16 protein-coding genes are annotated in these 24,239 nt (G+C 68.9%); 9 read left to right on the plus strand and 7 right to left on the minus strand.

The annotated features are described in order from the left end of the window. Positions 1 to 94 precede the first annotated feature (94 nt). From WME85_RS28460 to WME85_RS28470, 3 genes are all read right to left on the minus strand, one after another. A complete protein-coding gene (locus tag WME85_RS28460) occupies positions 95 to 1,453 on the minus strand; it encodes a DUF1552 domain-containing protein (RefSeq protein WP_437825625.1) in 1,359 nt (452 codons plus the stop codon). A gap of 14 nt (positions 1,454 to 1,467) precedes the next feature. Beyond that, positions 1,468 to 3,162, minus strand: a complete 1,695-nt coding sequence (locus tag WME85_RS28465; RefSeq protein WP_437825627.1) for a DUF1592 domain-containing protein — start codon at positions 3,160 to 3,162, stop codon at positions 1,468 to 1,470. Between the two features lie 624 nt (positions 3,163 to 3,786). Beyond that, the gene (locus tag WME85_RS28470) at positions 3,787 to 4,920 is read right to left on the minus strand and encodes a hypothetical protein (protein ID WP_437825629.1); all 1,134 of its coding nucleotides are present in this window, start codon (positions 4,918 to 4,920) and stop codon (positions 3,787 to 3,789) included. 910 nt (positions 4,921 to 5,830) lie between these two features. Between WME85_RS28470 and WME85_RS28475 the strand changes: the two genes are divergently transcribed. The 5 genes from WME85_RS28475 to WME85_RS28495 all read left to right on the plus strand — a co-directional run bounded on the left by WME85_RS28475 (position 5,831) and on the right by WME85_RS28495 (position 13,804). After that, positions 5,831 to 6,616, plus strand: a complete 786-nt coding sequence (locus tag WME85_RS28475; protein WP_437825631.1) for an alpha/beta hydrolase family esterase — start codon at positions 5,831 to 5,833, stop codon at positions 6,614 to 6,616. Between the two features lie 125 nt (positions 6,617 to 6,741). Beyond that, complete coding sequence (locus WME85_RS28480; protein WP_437825632.1) at positions 6,742 to 7,890, plus strand: alpha/beta hydrolase family esterase; 1,149 nt, start codon at positions 6,742 to 6,744, stop codon at positions 7,888 to 7,890. 511 nt (positions 7,891 to 8,401) lie between these two features. Next, complete coding sequence (locus WME85_RS28485; RefSeq protein ID WP_437825634.1) at positions 8,402 to 10,078, plus strand: DUF1592 domain-containing protein; 1,677 nt, start codon at positions 8,402 to 8,404, stop codon at positions 10,076 to 10,078. Next, positions 10,075 to 11,520 carry a DUF1552 domain-containing protein gene (locus tag WME85_RS28490; RefSeq protein ID WP_437825636.1) on the plus strand — a complete coding sequence of 482 codons (1,446 nt, stop codon included), beginning with the start codon at positions 10,075 to 10,077 and terminating at the stop codon, positions 11,518 to 11,520. Before WME85_RS28485 ends, WME85_RS28490 begins: the two co-directional genes overlap by 4 nt. Positions 11,521 to 12,334: 814 nt before the next feature. Then, positions 12,335 to 13,804: a PAS domain-containing protein gene (locus tag WME85_RS28495; RefSeq protein ID WP_437825638.1), complete on the plus strand. Its 1,470-nt coding sequence runs from the start codon at positions 12,335 to 12,337 to the stop codon at positions 13,802 to 13,804. Between the two features lie 44 nt (positions 13,805 to 13,848). Here the strand turns inward: WME85_RS28495 and araD are convergent, their stop codons facing one another. Beyond that, positions 13,849 to 14,547, minus strand: coding sequence for an L-ribulose-5-phosphate 4-epimerase AraD (araD, locus tag WME85_RS28500; protein ID WP_437825640.1), 699 nt, complete (start codon positions 14,545 to 14,547; stop codon positions 13,849 to 13,851). A gap of 42 nt (positions 14,548 to 14,589) precedes the next feature. Continuing rightward, positions 14,590 to 14,655, minus strand: a complete 66-nt coding sequence (locus WME85_RS28505) for a hypothetical protein (protein WP_437842372.1) — start codon at positions 14,653 to 14,655, stop codon at positions 14,590 to 14,592. A 324-nt stretch (positions 14,656 to 14,979) separates the two neighbouring features. On the opposite strand from WME85_RS28505, the gene WME85_RS28510 reads away from it, so the two are divergent. From WME85_RS28510 to WME85_RS28525, 4 genes are all read left to right on the plus strand, one after another. Further along, positions 14,980 to 16,032: a LacI family DNA-binding transcriptional regulator gene (locus tag WME85_RS28510; protein ID WP_437825641.1), complete on the plus strand. Its 1,053-nt coding sequence runs from the start codon at positions 14,980 to 14,982 to the stop codon at positions 16,030 to 16,032. Between the two features lie 746 nt (positions 16,033 to 16,778). After that, positions 16,779 to 18,269 carry a DUF1592 domain-containing protein gene (locus tag WME85_RS28515; RefSeq protein WP_437825642.1) on the plus strand — a complete coding sequence of 497 codons (1,491 nt, stop codon included), beginning with the start codon at positions 16,779 to 16,781 and terminating at the stop codon, positions 18,267 to 18,269. 31 nt (positions 18,270 to 18,300) lie between these two features. Beyond that, positions 18,301 to 19,662: a DUF1552 domain-containing protein gene (locus tag WME85_RS28520; protein ID WP_437825645.1), complete on the plus strand. Its 1,362-nt coding sequence runs from the start codon at positions 18,301 to 18,303 to the stop codon at positions 19,660 to 19,662. 384 nt (positions 19,663 to 20,046) lie between these two features. Next, positions 20,047 to 21,108 (plus strand): SGNH/GDSL hydrolase family protein, encoded by a 1,062-nt coding sequence (locus WME85_RS28525; protein WP_437825646.1) that lies wholly within the window; start codon positions 20,047 to 20,049, stop codon positions 21,106 to 21,108. 81 nt (positions 21,109 to 21,189) lie between these two features. Here WME85_RS28525 and WME85_RS28530 read toward each other — a convergent pair whose 3' ends face one another. Further along, positions 21,190 to 22,572, minus strand: coding sequence for a DUF1552 domain-containing protein (locus tag WME85_RS28530; RefSeq protein WP_437825648.1), 1,383 nt, complete (start codon positions 22,570 to 22,572; stop codon positions 21,190 to 21,192). Next, positions 22,572 to 24,134, minus strand: a complete 1,563-nt coding sequence (locus tag WME85_RS28535) for a DUF1592 domain-containing protein (RefSeq protein WP_437825650.1) — start codon at positions 24,132 to 24,134, stop codon at positions 22,572 to 22,574. The genes WME85_RS28530 and WME85_RS28535 overlap by 1 nt, the downstream gene beginning before the upstream one ends. Positions 24,135 to 24,239 lie beyond the last annotated feature (105 nt).

Raw genomic sequence — 24,239 nt, forward strand, 5'->3', positions numbered from 1 at the left:
CTTTCACAAGTTGAGCGATTGAAGTTGATGATTCCTGGAGCGGCGAGCCGACAGGCATCGGCTCGAGCTCCGAAATGATTGGATTACCTGGTCGTCAGGCGATGATCGGGTCGACGAGCCCGCCTTCGAGGCTCTCGTCGCCGAAGTTGTCGAGCGGACCTCCCTGCCCGTTGGTGCAGCCGACCGCCGTGCCGATCGTGTTGAGCAGCTTGTTGTTGTTGACCTTCACGTCGACGAACTGGCCGGTCTTCAGGTAGCCCGCGGCGCCGCCGGCGAGGATGTACGGGACCTTCCGGAAGGAGTGGAACTTGTCGGCGTTGTCGTTGAGCCACACCGCCACGCCGTGGTCGAGGAGCGTCCCCGAGCCGAGCTCGTAGGACGAGAGCCGGTCGAGCAGGTGCTTGAACATCCGGGCGTGGATCCGGTCGATCTGGTGATGCAGCTCCTGAGCGCCCTCGATCGGCGGACCCGAGGTGCCGTCGCTGTCGATGCGGTGCGAGATCTTGTGATAGCTCTTCTGCCGGACGCCGTTGATCGTGTACTCGGTCCCGTCGTTGCCGTCGCCCACCTGGAGCGTCGCCGCGCGCGTCACGCCGCACGCCATCGCGAGCGCGATGATGTCCATCTGCATGCGGGCGACGGCCTCGATGTTGTCGGAGCTGCCGGCCTTCGGCGAGATCGCCTCCATCTCGGCGACCCGCTCCGCCGGCAGCTCGCACGCGAGCGCCACCTCGAGGTCGCGGATGCTGTCGAAGTGGAGCTTCAGCCGCTCGCGATCGCTCTTGCTGAGGTCCCTCCGGCTCATGAGCGCTTGCATGTCCCTGCGCACCAGGTCGTTGACGCTGGTGCGGCGCGCGGTCAGCGCCTGCTGGACCTCGGTGTCCACGTCCGCGAGACCGAAGAGCTTCTGGTACGCGTTGAACGGGTTGCGCTCGGCGGCGCGGAGCTGCTTCGGCCCGCGGTACGAGAGCACCTCGTTGATGTAGCCAGCCATCTTGCCCGCGTAGAGCGTGAGCGGCTCGACGCCCGGCGAGTTGAGCTCGGTCGCGATGCGGTTGTCAATCGACTCGCCCATCGCGAGCGACTCGTTGCCCTTCGGGTTGTCCGACACGCGCGCGGCCGTGAGGCACTGGTTGCCGCCGCCGGAGTGGCCGCACCCGTTCTGCGGGAACGCGAAGTTGATGCCGCGCACCATGATGAGCTTGCTCGCGTGGTCCTTGAGCTCGCTCACCGCCCGATCGCTGTCCCGCTCGAGCGACTCCTTGGACAGCGGGCCCGTCTCGCTGGGCCAGAACATCTCGGGCTCGTCGCCGGCCGCCTGCGCCACGCCGTTCGCCTGGCGCATGAAGATCGCGAAGGGCGGCACGTCGCCCGTGCCGGCCGCCGCGCGCCGGGGCGCGAACGTCTCCAGGAACGGGAGCGCGACCGTGACGCCAAAAAGGCCTCGAAGCACACGTCGTCGGGTGATCATTGCGCCTCCGCGGGAACGCGAGCGAGGAAGGAAGCGGACGAGACGATCTGGAGGATGAGCTCCTTGGTCGAGGCGCCGCCGTGCGACGCCTCGCCGAGCTCGTCGATGAGCTGCCGGTCCTTCGCGCCCACCTCGCGGCCCTGGGCGAACTCGACCCAGCGCCTCGCGTAGCACGCGTGCGCCTCGCTGCTCTCGGCGAGGACCCGGCTGAACTCGATCGCGTCCGCGTAGCTCCTCGGCTCGCCGCCGAGAGTGTAGGTATCCGCGGCGTTGACGGGAACGCCGTTGTCGGTCGTGCGGTACTTGCCGATCGCGTCGTAATGCTCGAAGGCGAACCCGGCAGGGTTGATCATCGTCCCGTGGCACGCCGCGCCGCACGTCCCCTTCCCCGTGTGCGCCTCGACGCGCTCGCGATTGGTCGCCTTCTCGCCCGGCGGCAGCCCGGTCGCGTTGTCCGGCGGCGGCGGCAGCGAGGCGCAGAGGATCCTGAGGTTCACGAAGACGCCCCGGTGGATCGAGTCCGGCTGCCGCGCCGTCGCCTTCGCCGCGAGGAAGCCGAGGCGCGTGAGCAGCCCCGAGCGCTCCGCCTCGTCGAGCTCCACCTGCTTGAAGTCATCGGAGAACTCGCCATCGACGCCGTAGACCGCCGCGAGGTGGTCGTTCACGAACGCGGTGCGCGAGGTGAGCAGGTCAGTGAGCCCTCCCTCCTTGTCGAAGACGATGTGCTCCACGAACAGCTCCGCCTCGCGCTGCATGTCGTCGCCCATCTCGGGGACGAACTCGGGGTAGAGCGCCTGGTCCTTGTTGAGGTCGTGGTACTGCTCGTGGTCGTAGAGCTGCCGGTGGAACGCGCCCACGACCTCGCGGGCGCGCGGGTCCTCGAGCATGCGCTCGGCGTGGGCGCGGACGGCCTCGGACGTGGAGAGCTCGCCCGCCTCCGCCGCCGCGAGGAGCTCGTCCGAGGGCATCGTGTTCCAGAAGAGGTACGCGAGCTTGGTCGCGACCTCGTACCCGCTCAGCGGGATGAGCCCGCCCTTCGCCGGCCCGGCGCCGAGCTCGACCCGGTAGACGAAGTGGGGCGATTGCAAGAACGCTTCGAGCGCCGCGCGCACGCCCGCGACGAACGGGTCCTCGCCGTCGAAGAGCTCCTTGCCGCGGCGGAACAGCGCGAGGTATGTGTCCCGCTCCTCGGCCGTGAGCGGGCGCCGGAAAGCCCGCTCGCCAAACCGCTCGACGAACGCCTCGCCCCGCGCATCCGGCTCCGCCGGCAGGTCGGCGGGCACGAGCCGATCGAGCTTGGCCTCGTCGTCGGTCACCAACGCCGCGAGCTCCTCGGCGGCGCGCTGGTAATCGCCCCAGAGCCCCGGGGTCACCAGGAGCGCCGCCTCGTTGTTGTCGAACACACCGCCGAGCGGATCGGTCGTGAACGACGCCGAGAGACCGGGCCTGTCGTCGAGGCGCAGGAGATCGCGCACCGTGTTCTCCCACTGCGCGTGGCTCAGCCGCGGGAACATGCTGCGCGCGGCGACCTGCGACGCCGCCGCGCCGCCCGGCAAGGGGCCATCGCCCTCATCCGGGGCGCCCAGGGAGCCCGTGCACCCCGCGAGCAGGAGCGCCGCAGCGCAGAGCCCCGCGCCGAGGGCCCGCCTCCGGCGCGGCGAGCCGGTCCTCGAAAAAGACGGTGGTGTCATCGCTCTCTCCTGGTTGAGCGCTGGCGACCGAGCGGCCAGTTCACCGTGGCTATCAGCGCGACTACCATCCAACAGAAACCGTAGCGTTCACTCCGTCATCGAGCGCGGCGCCGGTCTGGCCTGTTACATCTGGCCGCCATCGTTCAACGCTGAACGATTCAAACACGATCGTAACTCGTGAGCTCGCGCACGAACGCGATCGCGAGAGTTCGCGCGGTCTCGAGGGGGCGACCCGATAGCCGGCGACCTGCGTTGCGCCGCTCCGCCGTCCCCGGCGCGCACCGCCGAGCGAACGGCACCGGCGCCGAGATCCATCGGAGGACGACGGACTCGGTACGCATGACGACCCACCCACGATGAAGGAAAAGGATGCTGCTCTGGGACAATGTGAACGATCACATGATCGATGTCAAATCCAATCGACCCGCCCGCGGGTACCCTCTAGTCCGTGGCAGCCCGAAGGAGGACGCTGGCATGGATGCGCGACCGTGAAGACTGGAACTTTCCGGCAGTGACACGCACGTGGAGAGCGCCGCCACGGACGCCGCGCACCGGCGCCGCCGGAGCGCGAGCGTCGCCGCGGCTCGGAGCGACGTGGGGGCGTCGTGACGAGCGCGGAGGCTGCTAACGGTCGAAGAAGTCGAAGACGTCGGGCAGCACGAGCGGAACCATTCCTGGATGGTCCGCATCGACTTCCTTATACGTGATGGTGTAGCCGCCAGCCGTCATCCAGTCGCGCAGCTCCCGGCTGCCGGCCAGGGAAGGCGTGGCGCCGGTCCCTTCCGTCACGAAGATGGGCACGTCGAGCAGCCGGTCCCACGGATAGCCCGACTCCTGGACGAAGGGACCGGACATGGGCGCCAGAGCCTTCCAGTAGTCAGAGTATTTTGCACCGATGTACCAGGTGCCGCCGCTGCCCATCGAGTGCCCCGTGAGGAACATCGCGCTGCGATCGATCGGGTACTCGTTCAACACCAGCTCCAGGACGTTGATGACGTCCTTCTCGCTGAGCTCCTGATCGCGTTCGCGCTCGGGCGTACGCATGGCCAGGAGCCTCTCCGCCTCCTCGGGTTGCCCGAACACGGCCGGCAGCCGCAGGAAGGTGCCGTACGCGCCGTTGTAGCCGAGCGGCGAGACCAGCAGCACGCCATGCTCGTTGGCCAGCTTCACCATCTGCTTGTCGTTCTGATCCAGGTACGAGCTCTCGTCGTTCCCGGCGCCGTGCAAGAACATCACGAGCCGCAACTCCGACGTGCCGTCCCAGCGCTCCGGGACGCAGACGCGGTAAGGAACGTCGACCCCAGCGGCAGGAAAGTGGTAGGTCCTGCGCTGATCGCCCTTGGCGCGCCACTGCGGGGAGCTCGGATCGGCGACGGACTCGGCGAGCGCTCGCGCCTCGAGCACCTGGGCGCGCGGCTCGAGGCTGGTCCCGAACGCGATGGTCACCGGCTCGAACTCGCCCGTACCGCCCGCCCCCGCCGAGCCCCCGGCGCCGGCTTCGCCGCCGGCCCCCGTCGTTCCGCCGCTGGGCCCGCCGCCGCCCGTGGCGCTGCCTGTTTGACCTCCCGCGCCGGCCGAGGCGTCTCCGGGAGACCCGCCGCTGGAGCCGCTGGAGGAGGCGCCCGACGTGCCGGCGGCCCCGCCGCCGCATTGACCGGTGGAGGTGGCGCCGCTGTCGGCGTCATCGCCTCCGCAAGCCGCGAGCGACAACGCGCAGCCGATGCAGGCCAGTGACGAAAGGAATCGATGTCTCTTCATGCTCACTCCGAGGACGTGATCAGCCCGCCCTGAGCGCCGCTGAGCGTTCATGGTTCTCCAACGCCTCCTGGCACGACGCGATGGTCAATCTGCGACATGTAGAAAAATGCGCCGACGCTAGCCAGGAGCACGACCCATCCAGACCAAAGCAGCAGGACCCCTCGAGGGCGCAACGTGAACGCTCACATTCGAGGCGTCAAACAAATTTAACCAGCCCGCAACTATCCTCGATCCCGATGCTCTGGTCGGCTTCGAGCCAGTCGGGCTGCCTCGTGATGTACCAAACCATGAGGCCCACAGCTCGAGGAGATGGCGGCTCTCGGCCGGCGCACCGCTGTGCTCGTCGACGGCGACCAAGTCGACAAAAGTTGACATGAAAGATGTGAACGGTCACAATGTATGCCTCTCGCCGCGATAGCGGCGACCGGAGATCCAGGGGGGCGATGGCCATCTCGGAGCCGGGTCTTCCGGCCGTCAAGCAGCCTGCTCGGCATCGCGCGCCAGCACCCAGCGGCGGAGCGTGCGTGGGTGCGCGTAGTCACTCAATCAACTGAAAACGACCTCACGCGGAGGGCGCGCCTCGTGGAACGCCGCCGGTGAGGAAAAATCGCGCCTGGGTATACCAATGATCAACAAACCTACTATCGCTCGAGCCGCGTTGTTCGCGGCGGTGGCCGGCTCTTGCGCTCTCTCCGCATGCAGTGATGACGGTGGTGGCGGCGCGACCTCGTCGGGCGGCGACCCTCAGCCCGGGACGGGCGGGGCCGCCGTCTCAAGCAGCGTCAGCAGCACGACGACCGGCGCCAGCACGACGACCGGCGACGGCGGCGCGTCCGCGGGTGGAGCGGGCGGTGAGGGGGGAACGAGCGGGAGCGGGGGTTCGCCGGGAACCGGCGGCTCGGGCGGATCGATGGGAGACAAGGTCCCCCCGCGGCCGAGCGCGGGTTGCAACAAGGCCAATCCGCAGACGGGCAGCTCGCAGAGCCCGCTCACCGTGTCGGGTCACCAGTACTACGTGAAGCTGCCGACCGGCTACGACGCCAGCAAGCCGTATCCGGTGATGATCATGTTCAACCCGACGAACAACCCGATCAGCTGGGCAGAGCAGAACGCGGGCTTCGAGGCGACCGGCCCCAAGGAGGCCTGGATCCGCGTCTACCCTCACCCGGCCAACTCCAACTCGGGCTGGGGGGCGAACGACGTCGCTTTCTTTCAGCCGTTCTACGATCAGATCACGGCCAACTTCTGCATCGACGAGGCTCGCGTGTTCGCGGCGGGCGAGAGCTCGGGCGGCGACTTCTCGAGCATCCTCGGCTGCGAGCACGCGGACAAGCTGCGCGCGGTGGGCCCGTGCGCCACCAAGAACGTCCCCCAGTACCCGCTCAACGCCGGCACCCGAGAGTGTACCGGACAGGTCACGGCGGTCGTCATCCACGGAAAGCGCGACTCTGTGGTCGGGACGGAGAACGGCCCGAAGACGCGCGACTTCTACACCGCGCTGAACCACTGCGAGGCGGGCACGACGCCAGTCGAAGGGTACACGGACGATCTCTCGGGCTGCGTCGTGTATCAGGGCTGTGACGAGGACTATCCGGTCTACTGGTGCCAGCACGGAGACCCGAACTACAGCAACACGAATCACGGCTGGCCGGCGTTCGCGCCCAAGCTCCTCTGGAGCCTGTTCTCGACCTACTGAGATTCACGATTGGCCCCGGCGGCGCCCGGCTCGTGATGCCTGCATCAACCGGCCGGGGGAGCGGAGCGGACGACCAGCGATCGCCCGAGCCTCCGACGAGCAGCGGTTAGCGAGGTGGTGTCTCTATGCGTAGATCTGTATCTGGACTGAGCGTTCTTTTCACTGTGGGCGTGGCGGCGGGGCTGGCCGCTTGCTCGTCGGACTCGGGTCCCGCCGACCCCGGCGCGGGTGGTTCTTCTGGCGCGACCACGAGCAGCGGCTCCACCTCGGCGACGACGTCATCAGGCGCCGGAACCGGTGGGGGCGGTGGCGCGGTCACGGTCGCGAGCTCGAGTTCGAGCTCGAGCTCGAGCAGCTCCGGCGGCACGGGCGGCGCGGGCGGCGACCCGTCCGGCACCGGCGGCGACCCGTCCGGCACCGGCGGCTCGACGGGCGCTGGCGACAGCGGCTCGATGGGCTGCGGCGCAGCCGCGACGCGCCCCGACCCTCGCGCGCAGCAGACGCTGACGGTCGGCGGGGTGACGCGCTACTACCTGATGTACGTGCCGGAGAACTACGACCCGAGCAAGCCGCTGCCGCTGGTCTTCGGCATCCACGGCCTGAACATGAACAACGTGTGGGCTGCGCACGACAACAGCGGATTCCAGCTCATCCAGGAGACCGACGACCAGGCGCTGCTCATCTACCCGCAGGGCTTGCCGGCGGACGGGCGATCCAGGCCTCCGAGCACCGAATCGCAGTGGGGCACCGCAGACTCGAACTGGGGCGGCCCGCCGCCCAACGCCAATCGGGAGCGCCTGGCGGCCGACCTGGCGTTCTTCGATGCCATGCTCGAGCACGCCAAGGCGAACTACTGCGTGGATACGAAGCGCGTCTTCGCGGTCGGGTTCAGCCAGGGTGGTTTCATGACGAACACGCTCGGCTGTGAGCGCTCGTCCGTGTTCCGCGGCCTCGCTCCGGTCGCCGGATGGGGCCCCCAGGGCTCCCAGCCCACGTGCAGCGACGCCAGCGCCGCGCACGCGCTGATTCAAACGCAAGGCGACACCGACGGGACCGTGACCCCCGCGCTGGGACAATCCACCCGCGACTTCTGGCGCGGCCGGAACGGCTGCGAGGCGACCACGGTGCCGTCGACGAGCTTCGGCAGCGCGTGCGTCGAGTATCAAGGCTGCAACGAGGGCCTGCCGCTCGTGTACTGCACGCACCCCGGCGGTCACTCCGTGCCGTCCGGCGCGGGCGGGCGAGCCTGGCGCTTCTTCCAGTCGCTTGAGTAAGCTCCCCCCAAGGGCCGGCGCCTCGCACCCCCTCCTCCTGACGCCGCGCTCCGGACGAGCCGTGCCAGCCCGCGGGTAATCCCCCTCGGGCTGGTCGATTCGAATTGACACTATCGATGTGAGCGCTCACATTAGACCCGGCCGGTTTCCTTTGTCTTCGCCCTGGCTGGGTCGTCGCGCCCACCGGGACCTTCGGCATACGCTCGAGCTCGGCACCCACGCCGTTCGCTCGGCGGTGCTCGCCGCCAACGGCGGATCATTGCACCGCAAGTCGCCCGCTGTCGCGCCGCCCCCTCGAGAGCGCGCAACCTCTCGCGGTTTCGCTCCGGTGCGAGCTCAAGAGTTCCGGTTGTGCTCGAACTATCCGGCGTCGAGCAGCCGCGAAGCAAACGTTGTAGGTCAAACCACTGCCGCGCTCGTTCTTGAGATGAGCATGACAGTTTCTGGATGATGGTTGCATTGTAGTTACGCTGAAATAGCTGATCTGTCACCCGAGCTTGGTCAGGAGACAATGATGACCCCACCGTCTTTTTCGATGACCGGCCTGCTGCGCTGTAGGCGGGCGCTCGGCGCAGGGCTCTGCGTCACGGCGCTCCTGCTCGCGGGATGCACGGGCTCCCTGGGCGACCCGGAGGAGAGCGGCGGCACCACGCCGGGCGGCGGCGATCCCCCCGCCGGCGGCGTGGCGCGCGGCATCGACATGCCGGGCGCGCCGCAGTACCACCGGTTCGTGCGCCTCACGAACTCGCAGTGGGCGAGCAGCGTGCAGGTGGTCCTGAACCTCGCCGCGCCCTCGTCGCTGTCCGACGGGTTCGAGAGGCCCGTCGCGGGCACGACGGACTTCACGAACAACGAGCACCTGCTGAGCGTGAACCAGCGCTCGTGGAGCGACTACCAGTCGGCGGCGGAGGAGCTCGCCGAGGAGGTGACGGCTTCGGACGCGGCGCTGGCCAAGGTTTACCCGGGCACGGACGCGACCGGCTTCATCGAGACCGTGGGGCGCCGTGCGTACCGCCGTCCGCTGACGGACGACGAGGTCGCCAAGTACACGACGCTCTTCGAGACCGGAGCGGAGATGTCCGGCACGAAGAGCGCCTTCGCCAAGGGCGCGCAGCTCGTGATCCGGACCATGCTCCAGTCGCCGCACTTCCTCTACCGCACGGAGCTCGGCGACAATCGCAAGCCGCTCGACGGGTACGAGATCGCAGCGAAGCTCTCGCTCTGGCTGCGCGACGCCGCGCCGAGCGACGAGCTGCTCGACAAGGCGCCCACCCTCACGACGCCGGAAGCGATCGCCACGGTCGCCGAGTCGATGCTGGAGGAGCCCACCGCGGTCAAGGGCATGCGGTACTTCCATGGCGAGCTGCTCCACTTCGATCGCTACACAACGATCAGCAAGCTCGGCGTGCCGAACTACGACGAATCGTTGAACGCGGAGTACGAGGAGAGCGCATACCTGTTCTTCGACAACATCTTCACCGAGGGCCTCGGAGTCAAGGAGATCCTCACGTCCACCAAGGGCTTCGTGGGGCCGGGGATGGCGAGCCTCTACGGCCTGGCGCCGAGCGGGAGCCGCGTCGTGGAGCAAGACCTCGGTCCCGATCGCGTCGGCTTCTTCTCGCAGCTCCCTTACCTGACGCTGAACGCCCTGAACGAGGAGTCGGACTCGATCCACCGCGGCGTCAGCATCAACCTCGACGTGCTGTGCGCGCCCCTCGGCGCGCCGGCCCCGAACATTCCGCCGGTCCCGCCGCTCGAACCCGGGCAGACGAACCGTCAGCGCATCACGCAGCTCACCGGCGCCTGCGGTGCCACGTGCCACAACCAGCTCATCAACCCCGTCGGCTTCGCCTTCGAGCACTTCGACGGCATGGGGCAATATCGGGACGAGGAGAACGGCGGCTTGCCGATCGACAGCAGCGGCGTCTACGTCTTCTCCGAGGGGCCCAAGTCGTTCGCGGACGCCGGCGAGCTGATGCACCACATGGCAGAGGGCGAGCAGGCTCACCTCTGCTACGCCAAGAAGCTCGCGAGCTTCGCGCTGCAACGCGACGTCATCCCGTCGGATTTGCCGCTCGTCGAGACGCTCGCCAAGGTGAGCCGTGGCGCCAGCGGCTCGGTGAAGGAGATGATGCTCGATCTCGTGAAAAACGACGCATTCCGGACTCGCGTGGGAGGCCCGCTGTGAACACAAAGATCGTGACGAACCTCGCTCATCCGCACGTAGCTCCCCGGCGTGGCATCAATCGGCGCGCGTTCCTGCGCGCCGGCGGCGTCGCCATCGCCCTTCCGTTCCTCGAGGGTCTGCCGTCGCGCTCCGCCTGGGCCGCGGACAACACGCCCGTGTTCAGCCTCTACATCGTCGCGGCGTGCGGCGTCGTGGGGAAGAAGTTCTTCCCGGACCAGACTGGCCCGCTCACGACCGACGGGCTCGCCGCCATGACGGACAAGGCGACGCACGTGCTCGCGCCTCACGCCAAGGACCTGCTGTTCATCCGCGGGATCAACTTCCCGATGGGGGGCCCCACCAACTGCGGCCACGCGCAGGGCCTGTGTCAGTCGCTCACCGCGCGCCCGGCGCAGGGCGGTGGCAGCACCGCATCCGCGGGCGGCGTGTCCGCGGACGTGCTGATCGCCCAGCTGGTGAACGAGGGCGGCGCCGAGCCGCTCACGCTCTACGCCGGCAACCGCAGGAACGGGTACATCGCCGAGCGCATCTCGTTCAAGGGCGGCGGCGCCGGGCAGGTGCGTTCTGCGGACGACAACCCGTACACGCTCTACTCCAAGCTCGTCGGCCTGGCGGAAAGCGGCGGCAGCAGCAGCGGCGGTAATAGCGGCGCGCAGCTCGCCGAGGAGCTCATCCGCAGCCGCAAGAGCGCGAACGACTTCGTGCGCGAGGAGCTGAATAGCCTGATGCGCATGTCGGCGCTGAGCTCCGCCGACAAGAAGCGCCTCCAGCAGCATTTCGACGCCATCCGCGACGCCGAGGTCACGATGGGCGAGATGGCCAGCACCTGCAGCCAGGCGGGCCTCTCGACGTCGGAGCTCGATGCGCTCAAGAGCGGCTTCGCGTTCAAGACGAACGGCATGATCGAAGACGTCGCGAAGCTCCATCTCGAGCTCGTGGCGCTGGCGTTCGCCTGCAACTTCAACCGCGTGGCGACGCTGCAGCACGGCGACGGCACGGATGGGACGAGGTATTCGGTGCCGGCGAACGCGACGCTCGGGTGGCCCTTCCACCACATCAGCCATCGTGTGCAATCGGACGCCGCTACGGGCAACAACCCGACGGCCGAGCAAGCACACGCCGAGATCGACGTGCTCCGCATGCAGACGCTGCTCCACGGCCTCGATCAGTTCAAAGCCCGCGACCTCTTCGACAAGTCCATCGTCATGTGGACGAACCACGTGTCGGACGGCCCGTCGCACAGCTTCCGCAACGTGCCGACGATCATCGCCGGAAGCGGCGGCGGCTACCTGAAGCAGGGTGCTTTCATCGACGCCGGAGACGTCACGAACAACCGGCTCTTCAACGGCCTCATCGCCGCCGCCGTTCGGGACAAGACCGAATGGACGGAGAACTTCGGTGAGGGCAAGGGCTCCGGGCCCATCGACGACATGCTCGCCTGAGCGGCGCCGCCGGGCGGTGAGCCTCGCTGGAGCTGAACCCGGCGTTGCGAACGCCGCGGGCGGCGCGGGCGCGGTTGGCGCGCCGACCCAGATTTCCTGGGCGACATCGCGTCGCACGGGTACCTGGTGATCTCCGATGGCGAGCCGAATGTCTCCGGCTCGCGACCCATCGTCAACGACTACAAGGCCATGGGGCAGCCCCTGATCGACTCCCTGGATTGGGGCATCGAGCAGAACGGTCGACCGTGCAGCCTGGACTGAGGGTACGGCGCGCGACCGCCGCTTCCGGCGAGCGCGTAGTCTGGCGCGTTCCGGCCTGAGCCGGCCGCCCGTGCCGAGGCCAGCCCGCCAGCGAGGTGGCGATGGTCCCGCTCTCTCCCCCTCCCCCGTTCTCTGTGCTCTCTCTCCTCCCCGCCTCCCGCCTCCCTGCCTCCCTGTGTATTCTCTCTTTCTCTGTCTCCCGCCTAACAAGCCGTTGATGCCGGCGGCGCCGCGCACGAGGTCGATCCAGATGGCGAAGCTCCGGTGCTCATGATGACCCCAGTCATGGGCCAAGCCGCGGCGGTTGCCCAGGAGACTACGGCAGCTCACACATCAAATATCGAGTCCGATCGGCTTCACGCTTCTTGACGCGATCCGGCGGCTCGGCGATAGGCCCAGCGCGGAAGCGCAGGCGCTCGTCACTGCGCTACCGCCACCGCGGGCGACCGCGCGCCCCGCGGTGGCCCTGGCCGACTTTCTGGCGAGACCTCGACTTGCAGAACCGTTACACTGCCGGCGACGCGCTTTTGGAACAGCGCGCGGAGGAGCGAGCATGAGTCGCGACAGGGGCGAGCGGACATCCGGACCGCTCGGAAGCGCGGACGCGGACCGGTCGTCCGGAGGGGACCACGACTCGGAAGCAGGGAGCACGGCGGCGGGGCACGGCCAGCTCGACGGGATCGCGACGCCGGGTGGAGCGGCCGTGCACGCCGATGACGACATCGACTACAAGGCAGAGTGCGGGGCGCTGCGCGCGCGCGTCGAGGAGCTGGAGAATGAGCTGGCCAGTTGGCGCGGCGAGCTCGGGCCCAAGAGAGGGCTGGTCAGCGCCGCGGCGGCGTACCTCGACCCTCCGTTCGCGCGGGGCGCCGCGCAAGTGCCGGCGCTGATCCACTGGCGCCTGGATGGCACCGTGACGCGCTGGAACGACGCCGCCGCGTGCCTCTTCGGCTGGAGCGAGGGCGAGGCCATGGGCCGCCGGCTCGCCGAGCTCGTGGCCGCGGACCCGGTGTCGCCAGAGGAGGTGCAGGCGTTCAACCACGCCCCTGGCGAGAGCCTCTTCGCGACGACGACGAGCGCGGGCAGGACGAGAGAGGGAAACGCGATCTCCTGCCGGTGGACCTACGCGGTGCTGCGCGACGAGCGAGGCGACGTCCGAGAGATCGCGGCCATCGTGGATGAAGGCGACGATCCGCGGCGGAGAGAGCGCCTGCTGCACGAACGCTATCAGATGCTCCTGCAGCTCGTGGACAACTCGCCGAACGTCATGTTCATCAAGGACGCGGAGGGGCGCTACCTGTTCCTCAACCGCCATTATGCGCGGGCGCTCGGGCGGCACGCCATCGAGTTCCTCGGCAAGGACGAGCATGAGTTCGGCGCCACGCCGCCCGGCGTCGCCGACGTGATCGTGGCGAAGGAACGGGAGGTGCTCGCGAGCGGCCAGGCCCTGCGGTACCAGGAGGTGCTGGACTACGGCAGTCAGAACTTTTACTTTTATACCGTCAAATACCCGGTTCGCAACGAGCGCGGCGAGCTGGTCGGCGTCGGCGGCGTCGTGAGAGAGGACACCGACCTGAGGCGCGCGGAGGCGGAGCGCGCCGCGCTCCAGGAGCAGATCATCGCCGCGCAGCAGGAGACGCTCCGGGAGCTGTCGACGCCGCTCATCCCGCTCGCCGACGGCGTCCTGGCGATGCCGCTCGTCGGGACGATGGACGGCGCGCGCGCGGCGCAGATCATGGAGACGCTGCTCGCCGGGATCAGCAGCCAGCGCGCCCACACCGCGATCCTGGACATCACCGGCGTTCGCGCCGTCGACGCGCTCGTCGCCGACGCGCTGACGCGGACCGCGCGCGCCGCCCAGATGCTCGGCGCGCGCGTGGTGCTCACGGGCATCCGCCCCGAGGTGGCGAGGGCCCTGCTCGAGCTCGGCGCGGACCTCACCGGCATCATCACGCTGGGCACCTTGCAGAGCGGCATCGCCCACGCGCTTCGGCCCACGGCGCGCCCGCGCGTCGCCCGGTGAAGCGCGCCCTGGCTGGCTCGTTCTCGCTCCCCCGATTCCCGGCCTCACTTCTGGCCATAGGACGCGCTCTTCCCGTGCTTCCGATAGAAGTGCTTGCGCACGAGCGCGTCAGGCAGGCGCGGGGCTCCCGGGTCGATCGTGCGGGTGATGAACGCCATCCGCGCGATCTCCTCGAGCGCCGCCGCATTGTACACCGCCTTCTCGGCGTCCTCTCCCCACGCGAAGGGGCCGCGCCCCGCCACCAGCACCATCGGCGTGCGCAGCGGGCTCCGTCCCCTGAAGCACTCGACGATCTGCTTCCCGGTCTCCGTCTCGTAGTCGCCCTTCACGGCGTTCGCGCTCATCAGCTCGGTGCACGGCACGTCCTCGGCCAGGTGATCCGCGTGGGTCGTCCCGTAGATCGGGATCGGCGTGCCTGTCTGCGCCCAGCTCGTCGCGTACGTCGAGCGCGTGTGAACGACGCCGCCTATCCCGCGGAACTTCGCGTACAGGACGAGGTGCGTCCGCGTGTCCGAGGAGGGGCGGAGGTCGCCCTCAACGACCTTCCCCTCCAGGTCGACGACCACCATGTCGTCGACCGACAGGCGGTCGTACGGGACGCCGCTCGGCTTGATGGCGAGCACGCCTCGGTCGCGATCGAACGCCGAGGCGTTGCCGAACGTGTAGATGGCGAGCCCCCGGCGCGGGATCTCCAGGTTCGCCAAAAAAGTGCGCTCTCGCAGCTCTCGGTAGGTCGCGCTCACGTCCAGCCCCTCAGTGCATCAGGCGGTAGGCGAGGTAGCCGTTCACCGACATCCCAGCTTGACCTGCGCCCCGACGCGGTCCCCGCCGGCGACGGCCACATCTCTCATGGTCGCACCGCCGAAGCGGGCGATCTCGAGCCGCCGCGGTCTCTCGAAGATCCTGCACGGCGACCCTGCTCATCACGTCAGCTCCTCGTCGCGCACAGGAAGGTCCCGGTGCGCTTGACAGCCCTCTCCTGGCAAAGCAGAAGCATGAATGTGAACGCTCACAGGTTCGACGTCAACTCCGTTCGGCGCGGCCACGGCCAGGCGCCGGCGCCGATGGCCGACAGGTTTCCTCCGGAGCGGCGCGTCACGCGAGGCGGGCGCCGGGCCGCGGTCATGGTCGATGTGGATTCCAATCCGCGCCGCCGCGACTAAGCTCCGGCTTCGATGATAGACAAGCCTCTTCCGGAGCGGCGCGTCAAGCGAGGCGGACGCCGGGCCGCGGTCATGGCCGACGTGGCCAAGCTCGCCGGCGTCTCGTACCAGACGGTCTCGCGCGTCCTGCACGACAGCCCGCATGTGCATCGCGACACGCGGGAGCGCGTGCTCGACGCGATCCGCCAGCTCGACTACCGCCCGAGCTCGGTGGCGCAGGCGCTCGTCACCGGGCGCTCGAGGACGCTGGGCGTGGTCAGCTTCGACACCACGCACTACGGCCCGGCGTCGACGCTCCACGGGCTCGAGGCGGCGGCGCACGACGCCGGGTACGGCGTCAGCGTCTGCAGCCTGAAGTCGCTCAGCCGCGCGCCGGTGGTGGATGCGGTGAAGGGGCTGTGCGATCAGGGCGCCGACGGCATCATGGTCATTGCCCCGCTGCGGTCGGCGGTGGACGCGCTCCGCCACGTCACCTCCGACGTGCCGGTGGTCGCCGTCGAGGGGGGGCCGGACGATTCGGTCCCGGTGGTCGCCGTCGACCAGCACGGCGGCGCGGCGGCCGCGACCCGCCATCTCCTCGACCTGGGTCACCAGACGGTGTGGCACATCGCCGGTTCGCTCGACTCGCTCGAGGCCGAGCAGCGCATCGACGGCTGGCGCTCGACGCTGGAGGCCGCGGGCGCCGAGCCGCCGCCCCTCCTGCGCGGCGACTGGAGCGCACGCTCGGGCTACGAGCTCGCCCCTCAGCTGGCGCGCACGCCAGGCGCCTCCGCCGTGTTCGTGGCCAACGACCAGATGGCGCTCGGCCTGCTCCGCTACCTCCACGAGATCGGGCGCGCGGTGCCGCGGGACATCAGCATCGTCGGCTTCGACGACATCCCGGAGGCGGCCTACTTCACGCCTCCGCTCACCACCGTCCGCCAGGACTTCTCCGAGCTGGGGCGCAGGTGCCTCCACCTGCTGCTCGGGCAAATCGAGAGCGGCCGCCGCTCCTGCTCGCGCGTCGTGGTCGAGGCCGAGCTGGTCCTGCGCAAGAGCACCGCCATGGTCTCCCGGAGCCGATGAGCTCGTAAGCGCCTCCGGCGTGGACCCGCCCTTGTCATCCGTCGGGACCGAGGACAGCCGCGCGCCCGTCCATTTTCGTTGACACCGGCCATTGTGAACGCTCACAATGCCCCTCGGGGATATCCTTTCGCTTTGCGCTGGAGGAGGCCGTCGCGTTGACCCGGGTCGGTCGTCCCTGGGACAGGGAGCGATCTGCGCCGACACCGCTCGTCCCCCCTCGGGCCAGAGAAACCTCATCAGGCGGTCGATCGGGATTGATCTCGAACATGTGATCGTTCACAAGTTCCATGTACCGTGCCCATTTGCTTCGCCCTGGGTGGGTCGTGAGGCGCACCGATACCTTCGTCAGCTGATCGACTCTGATTGATTTTTGCACCTACTCGGTTCGCTCGGTCGGCGCTGAAGCGATCGCTGATGGCTGGTGATTGGCGTTTGCCGAGGCCACGCCGGACGCAATGGGCTTCGTCGTGCGAGCAGTTGCGCTGAGGCATGGTCACCCGATGTGGGTACCCGTCCGTCGTCACCCCTGTGCATCATCGGAGAGCAAGATGAAGAAGCCGTCCTGGCACGTGCTCCGTTCCTCAACAGAAGTCGCCGCCGTTTGTGCGCTCGCGTTCGCGGCCGCGTGCACGGGCGCGCTGGGTGATTCGGTGGATGACGCCGGGGGACCCTCCGGCGGCGACGATGGACCGTCGACGGGCTCGACCCCTCCGGCGTTTCAACCCGCGGCCGGGATGCTGCGTCGTTTGACGAGAACGCAATTTCGCAATGCGGTGCGCGACGTGTTCGGCGTGGAAGTCGATGTCAATCAGCTCGACTCCGACAGCTGGAATGGAAACTTCGCGGTCATCGGCGCCGCGACCGTCGTGACCTCGGAGCGAGGTGTCGAGCAGTACCACACGGCCATCGAGAAGGCCGTGGACGCGGTGTTCGCGGATTCGGCGAAGCGGGACCAGTTCATCGGCTGCACGCCCAGCGGCGCGCAGGACGACGCTTGCGCGCGCGGTTTCATCGAGTCGCTGGGGCTTCGAGCGTGGCGCCGCCCGCTCGAGACAGCAGAGGTCGACCGGCTCGCGGCGGTCGCCAACAAGGCCGCGACCGAGCTCGAGAGCGCCGTCGAGGGGGTCCGCTGGGCGACGGTGGCTCTCTTCACGTCGCCGAACTTTCTGTATCGCCCCGAGCTCGGCGCTCCGAGCGCCGATGGGTCGCTTCGCTTGACGGGTTACGAGATGGCGTCCCGGCTCGCGTTTCTCGTGTGGAACAGCCTGCCGGACGAGGAGCTGCTCGACCAGGCCGCGAGCGGGGAGCTCGCGACGGTGGAGGGCGTTCGCGCCGCGGCGACGCGGCTGCTCGACGCGCCCGCCGGGCGCGAGGCCGTCGGCGCCTTCGCCGAAGAGTACATGCGGCTGGATCGAGTCGGCACGCAGGCAAAGGACGCGGAGCTGTTTCCGGAGTACGACGCCGCGCTGCAAGCGGCGATGGTCCGCGACATGCGAGGCACCTGGGAGGTCCTCGCGTTCGATGATCAGGCGAGCGCGCTCGACCTGTTCTCGACCACGAAGGCCGTCGTCAACTCGGAGCTCGCCGAGCTCTACGGCCTCGACACGGCCGGCCTGAGCTCGAGCACCTTCGAGGTCCGCTCGTTGCCCGCGGACGGCCCGCGCGTCGGGATCCTCGGCAAGGTCGGCTTCCTCTCGCAGTTCGCGAACCAGAAAGAAGGTTCGCCCACGCTGCGCGGCAAGTTCCTGCGGGAGGCCCTCATGTGCGAGCCCGTCCAGCCGCCGCCTGGGAACATCGCCCTCGAGCTCCCGGAGCCGCCTGCGGACAGGCCCCTCACCAAACGTCAGCGGCTCGAGAACCACCGGACCGCTCCTGCCTGCGCCGCCTGCCACGCGTACATGGACCCGCTCGGCCTGCCGCTCGAGACGTTCGACGCGATCGGCCGTTACCGCACGACCGACCACGGCCTGCCGATCGACCCGAGCGGCGACTTCGACGGGGCGCCGGTGGCCGACGCGCGCGAGCTCGGCACGACCGTCAGCGCGAGCGACAAGGTCGCTCGATGCCTCGTCCGCAAGTACTACTCGTATGCAGCAGGCCACGAAGAGCGAGCCGTGGACGGCAGCGTGGTGAACACGCTGGCCACGTCGTTCGAGGCGTCGGGGTTCAAGCTGCGCGAGCTGGTCCTCGACGTCGTGACGAACAAGGCCTTCTCGGCCGTCGCCCCCCAACCCTGAACGCACGGTGCCCTCCATGACCAAGAAAGCTTTGGACCGACGAACCGTACTCCGGGGCCTGCTGGCGACGGGCGCCGCCGTCACCATCCCGCTGCCGCTGCTGGAGATCATGCTGAACGAGAGCGGCACGGCGCTCGCCCAGTCGAACACCCCAGTTTCGCCGCTCTACGTCACGTGGTTCTTCGGCAACGGGACGCTGCCTGGTCGCTGGAAGCCGGCGCGCACGGGCTCCGGCTCGGCGTGGGAGCTCAGCCCCCAGCTCCAGCCGCTCGCGGACCACAAGTCGTATCTCACGGTGATCAGCGGGCTCGAGAACAAGCTCGTGGTCTCCGGTGTCGAGCACCCCTCGGGGTCGGCCGGGGCCACGACCGGCGCGCCGATCAGCGGGAACGCCGTGCGCGCCGCATCCATCGACCAGGTCGTCGCGGACACCATCTCGGCGGGGACGCCGTACCGCTCTCTCGAGGTGGGGGTGACGCCGGCGACACCGAACGGCCCTCAGGACTCGCTGCACACGGTCTCGCACAAGGGGCCGAACTCGCGCAACAACGCGGAGTTCGATCCGAAGGCCGTGTTCAATCGGCTGTTCATGGGCGGCACGCCCGCGCCCAACGACGACGGGGCGGACCAGGCCGCGAAGCTCGCGAACGTCCGGAAGAGCGTGCTCGACTCGATCCTGCAAGACGGCGCGAGCCTGCAGCAGCGGCTCGGGGCGGCCGACAAGCAGCGCGTGGAGCAGCACCTCGAGTCGATCCGCGCCATCGAGCGGCGCCTCGAGACGACGACCTCCGGCGGCGGCACGCCGTCCGCGTGCAGCAGCCCCACGGCCCCCACCGCCGGCAAGGACGCGCAGAGCGAAGCGCCCCCGCAGGTGAACACCGCGATGGTCGAGCTCTCGGCGCTCGCGCTCGCCTGCGAGCGGACCCGCGTGCTCTCGTTCATGTTCTCGCTCCCCGCCGCGCACGTCTACTACCGGCACCTCGCGCAGGACATGAACGACGACTTCCACGACACCATCTGCCACGGGGATGCCGGAGATCAATCGAGCCAGCCTCGCGTCGACAAGGGCGTGATCTACACGATGCGCTGCCTGAACGAGTTCTTGACGAAGCTCAAGAGCACGCCGCACGGCAGCTCGAACCTGCTCGACAACACGCTCGTGTTCGTCACGTCCGACACCGCCTGGGGCAAGGTGCACACGAAGGCCGAATGGCCGGTGCTCCTCGCGGGGAAGGCCGGAGGCCGGCTGCGCGGTGACGAGCATCACAACTTCCCCGGCGACAACCTGAGCAAAGCGCTCCTGACGGTCGCCCAGATCATGGGCTCGAAGGCGACGGAGATCGGCCTCGACGCGGGGCGGGTCACGTCACCGCTCGCGGGCATCCAGGTCTGAGCGCGGCATCGCGGCGCCTGGAAGAGGCGCTCTGTAAACGCCCGCGCGCCCGCGCGCTCGCCCGCCTGCCCGCGCCGCCCCCTCCCCCACCGCGCCGAGCTCCACGGGCCTGGAATTCCCTGGGGCTGGTCAGATCGTCAACGCCACAGTGAAGCGCCATCGCATGCGTCGACAGAGCGAGCGGAACGGAGCCATGTTCCGCCTGATTTCTCGCCTGCCGCCTGCTGCGGATGCTTCAGCTCGATGTAGCGTGTCGAGCTCATCAGGTCACCAACCCGCGCGTCTCCTCGGAGACTCCGGGCTGATCATCACGATAGCGTGGCGGAGCGCGCATGCCGAGCTCCGCGGATCTCCGCTTCGGAGTACGTGACACGGAGGAATGCGATGAGTCTGGTTAGATCGAGATTTTCGCTGTGTGGGTCGGTCGAGCGGAGCGACGCGGAGCTCCGGAGGCCGCGCCGCTCGACGTGGGTCGCGCTCGCGGGGGCTGCCGCGCTGGCGGCGATGCTCGGCGGGTGCTCCGATGAGCCGGGAGGAGCGACGTCGACGAGCTCCGGGTCCGTCGGGGACGCCGCGTCGAGCGCGAGCAGCGGCGGAGCGACGAGCAGCAGCGTGACCAGCGCGAGCAGCGGAAGCGGGGTCACCACGGGCAGCGCGACAGGCTCGGGCGGCGACGGCGGCGGCGCCGCCAGCACCGGTGGCGAGGGCGGCGGTGGCGAGGGCAGCCAGGGCGGCGGCGGCGCGGGTGGCGACGGCGGCGCGGGTGGCGACGGCGGCGGAGACGCGAGCGGCACGGGCGGCGCGGCCGGGTTCAGGCCGTGCCCTACGACCGGGGAGCCTTGCAAGATCCTGCCGCTCGGCGACTCCATCACGGACGGGGTCGGCGTGCAGGGCGGTGGCGGTTATCGCATCGAGCTGTTCAAGAAGGCGCGGGCCGCGGGCCAGAACATCACGTTCGTCGGGTCTCTGGTGAACGGGCCGGCGATGGTCGACGGCGTTGCGTTTCCGCGGGCTCATGAAGGGCACAGCGGCTGGAAGATCAATCAGATCGCCGGGCTGGTGCCGACGCCCGCGCTCGCGGATCACCCGCACATCGTGCTGCTCCACGCGGGGACCAACGATCTGACCCAGAACGATAACATCCCCATGGCGCCGCAGCGCGTGGGAGCAGTCCTGGACAAGATCTTCGCCTCGTCCCCGGAGACGCTCGTGGTCGTGGCGCAGATCATCCCGATCACCTTCGCCGATCCCACGGTGGTCACCTACAACAACGCGCTGGTGGACATCGTGGAGACACGGGCAGCCGCCGGGCAGCACGTGATGCTGGTGGACATGCACACCGGCTTTCCGGCAGCGGAGCTCCCGGACCGGATACACCCGAACGAGGCCGGCTACGCGCGCATGGCGAACTTCTGGTACGCGGCGATCGAGGAGTTTCTGCCCTGAGGCGACGTCCGGGAGGGCACCTGGACGAGCGCCGGCCGGCGTCGATGAACTCGAGCCGGCCGGCGTTCCACCCTCGGATGGCTACGTCAGGTTCGTGAGCGGCCCGGTGCAGTACCGCTGGTCGCCGAACGTCGTCCGGGGGTCGCCGAACAGGTTCAAGATCGAGACGAGCAGGTCGTTGTGCGGGCGGTTCGGGTAACGGAGCCAGCGCCCGCCGCGCAGGCCGCCGCCGCCGCCGGCCAGCAGGAACGGCATGTTCTCCTTCTTGTGACTCGGCGGATCCGAGAGCTCGGACCCGAAGAAGATGACGCTCTCGTCGAGCAGCGAGTGTCCGCCCATGTCGATCTTCGCCATCTCCTCGATGAGGTAGAGGTGCTGCTTCGAATACCAGTTGCAGATGCGCTCGCACTCGTTCGGCTTGAAGCCGCCGTCGTGCTGGTAGAAATGGTGGTGCTCGGTCAGGTTGAGCCAGGGGAAGGTGTGCTTCGCCTCGGTGTCGCTCCACTGCAGCGTGCCGACCGCGGTGATGTCGCAGGCGAGCGACATCACCAGCATGTCCATCATGAGCTTGCCGACCTTGGGGATCGCCGCGTCGGTCGAGGTGTCCTTGATCGAGCCGGTGTCGGAGGAGTTGAGCCCCGTGCGCGGGTTGTAGTCGGACGTGTCGACCCGCTCCGGCGCCTTGCACGCGCTCGTCTCGACCGGCACGTTGTTGATGCTCATCTCGATCTCGCGGATCTTCGTCAGGTGCTGGTCGATCTTCTGCCTGTCGGCGGCGCCGAGCCGCGCGGACAGGGCGGAGTAGCGCCCGTCGAGGAAGTCGAGGATCGACTTCTTTCGCGCGAGGCGACGGGCGGCCTCGTTGCCAGCGCTGGGATCGAGCGAGCCGAAGAGCTCGGTGAAGATCTCCGTCGGGTCGAGGCGCGGCGGGATCGGCTTGAACGGCGCGGCGTTCTCGAAATTCGCGGCGTTCATCGGCGACAGCAGGCCGTGGGACTTGCCCGTCGCCCAGCGCACGGCGATCTGGATGCTCGCCTTCGCCTTGATGCCGGCGGAGATCTGCGAGGCGATCACCTGATCGATGGACGGCCCGTTCCCGTAACCGCCGTTCGTGGAGCCCTCCTGAGCGCTGCCCGTGAGCCAGGCGATGATGCCGGCCTGGTGCTGCTCACCGCGCGCGCTCTTCATGTCGAGGCCGTCGACGACGAGCAGCCGGTCCTGCACCGGCGCGAGCGGCGACAGGATGGGGCCCAGGGTGAAGCTCGTCTCGTTCCCGGTCGGCCGCCAGCGATCGATCACGGTCCCGCCCGGCGTGTAGACGGCGAGGAAACGCTTGGCGGGGGCGGGGGCCGCGCGCGCCGTGCGCTCGGGGCCCATGATCTCCAGCCAGGGGAGCGCGATGGCGATGGCGCCAGCGCCCCGCAGCACGGCACGTCGGCTCAAACGAAAGTTGGACATGACCATCACTCCTGGGCGGCATCCGCGATGTAGTGGAAAGCATCCGTCTGCGTGAGCTCGATGAGGAGCTGCTTCACGTTGTGCCCGGACGCCTTGAAAGCGGTCGTTATCGCCTGCTTGGTGCAAGTGTCCTCGGCGCGCAGGGTGAGACCGTAGCCGTACTCGGCCCAGCGCGTCGCGAAGCAGTCATGCACCTCCTCGGCCTCGGCGAGCTTCTGCACCAGCTCGGTCGCATTGTTCACCGTGCCCGGCGTGCCCGGGAGCGAGCCGCTCGCGTCGATGGTGACGTCGTTCTCTGTTGTGCGGAACAGCCCGACCGCGTCGTAGTTCTCGAACGTGAAGCCGACCGGATCCAGGTACTGATGGCACGTCCGGCAGACCTCGTCCTGGCTGTGCTGGCTGTAGCGTTCGCGCGCCGTCGCGCCGGAGTACGGATCCGGCGGCTTCACCCGCTCCAGGATGTCGCCCATGGGGAGCGGGATCTTCTGGCACATCAGCTTCTGGAGCACGAACGAGCCGCGGACCACGGGGTTCGTGTTGTTCGAGTGCGTCGTCCCGGCCATCAGGCCCGCCTGGGTGAGGAGCCCGAGGCGCTGGGTCGTGTCGAGCTGCACCTGCTGGAACTCGTCGCCCGTCACGCCGGAGACGCCGTAGAACGCCGCGAGAGGTCCATTCATGAACGTGTACGGGGCCGTCAAGACGGACGCCCAGGTGCCGGTCCCCTCGAAGATCTCGTGCTCGAGGAACCGCTGCGTCTCCTCGCGCATGAACGCGCCGATCTGTCGAGAGAAGGTCGGGAACGTCTCCGCTTTCCGCTCGAGATCCGCGAGGTTGCTGATGGGGAGCAGGTTGTCGAAGAAGAACCGGATGGTGGTCCGGGCCCGAGGGTGGTCGAGCATGCGCTCGGCGTGCGCGCGCACGCCTTCCTTCGTCGAGAGCTCACCTGCCTGCGCCGCCATGCGCAGGTCGTCGTCCGGCGTCGTGCCCCAGAACAGGTACGAGAGCCGCGTCGCCATCTCGTCGCCCGTGGGCCGGCGGAGCTTGGGGTGCTCCGGGTCGGAGGTGCCCCACTCGATGCGGTAGAGAAAGTCTGGCGACTGGAGCAGCGCCTCGATCACCGTCGCGATGCCGACGTCGAACGTCGCGTCCGTCCGGCCGACGCTGTAGAGCGCGAGGAGCTCGTCCGCCTCGCCGGCGGCGAGCGGCCTCCGGTAAGCGAGCGGCGCGATCCGCTCGACGATGGTGCGCGCGCACGCCTCCTCGCTCTGCGGGCTCACGTTGCTCGCGCAAGGGGCGAGCTTCGCGAGCGCGTCGGGGGTGGCGGTCGCGCGCCGGGCGACGCCCTCCGCGACGGTGCCCAGCTGCTCGGCCAGCAGGCTCGAGACCGACAGCGTGTCCGCGTCGTTGCCGAAGCCGTTTCCGACATCCTCGCTCGGCAGCGAGAAGGCCGGATCGGTCGTGTCACCGAAGAGATCGCGGACAGTGTTGTTGTACTCGAAGCGGGTCAGCCGCCGCAGCGGCGCTCGCCCGGGGTGCACCGAGCCGTCCGCGCAGGCGCTCGGGTCCACCGTGGTGGGGTTCCCCCCCGTGGGGGGCTCGTCCGTGGAGTCGTTGGTGCGAGTCGTATTATCGCCCAGGCTTCCCGTACAGCCACTGGCCAGGATCAACGCTAT

Origin of the sequence: Sorangium sp. So ce1153, assembly GCF_051521595.1 — a bacterium.
In the GTDB taxonomy this organism is placed as follows: domain Bacteria; phylum Myxococcota_A; class Polyangia; order Polyangiales; family Polyangiaceae; genus Sorangium.

Coding starts and splice junctions, on each gene's coding strand:
- WME85_RS28465 (WP_437825627.1), bottom strand. CDS start 3,162: ATGACACCACCGTCTTTTTCGAGGACCGGCTCGCCGCGCCGGAGGCGG.
- WME85_RS28470 (WP_437825629.1), bottom strand. CDS start 4,920: ATGAAGAGACATCGATTCCTTTCGTCACTGGCCTGCATCGGCTGCGCG.
- WME85_RS28475 (WP_437825631.1), top strand. CDS start 5,831: ATGGGAGACAAGGTCCCCCCGCGGCCGAGCGCGGGTTGCAACAAGGCC.
- WME85_RS28480 (WP_437825632.1), top strand. CDS start 6,742: ATGCGTAGATCTGTATCTGGACTGAGCGTTCTTTTCACTGTGGGCGTG.
- WME85_RS28485 (WP_437825634.1), top strand. CDS start 8,402: ATGATGACCCCACCGTCTTTTTCGATGACCGGCCTGCTGCGCTGTAGG.
- WME85_RS28495 (WP_437825638.1), top strand. CDS start 12,335: ATGAGTCGCGACAGGGGCGAGCGGACATCCGGACCGCTCGGAAGCGCG.
- WME85_RS28510 (WP_437825641.1), top strand. CDS start 14,980: ATGATAGACAAGCCTCTTCCGGAGCGGCGCGTCAAGCGAGGCGGACGC.
- WME85_RS28525 (WP_437825646.1), top strand. CDS start 20,047: ATGAGTCTGGTTAGATCGAGATTTTCGCTGTGTGGGTCGGTCGAGCGG.
- WME85_RS28530 (WP_437825648.1), bottom strand. CDS start 22,572: ATGGTCATGTCCAACTTTCGTTTGAGCCGACGTGCCGTGCTGCGGGGC.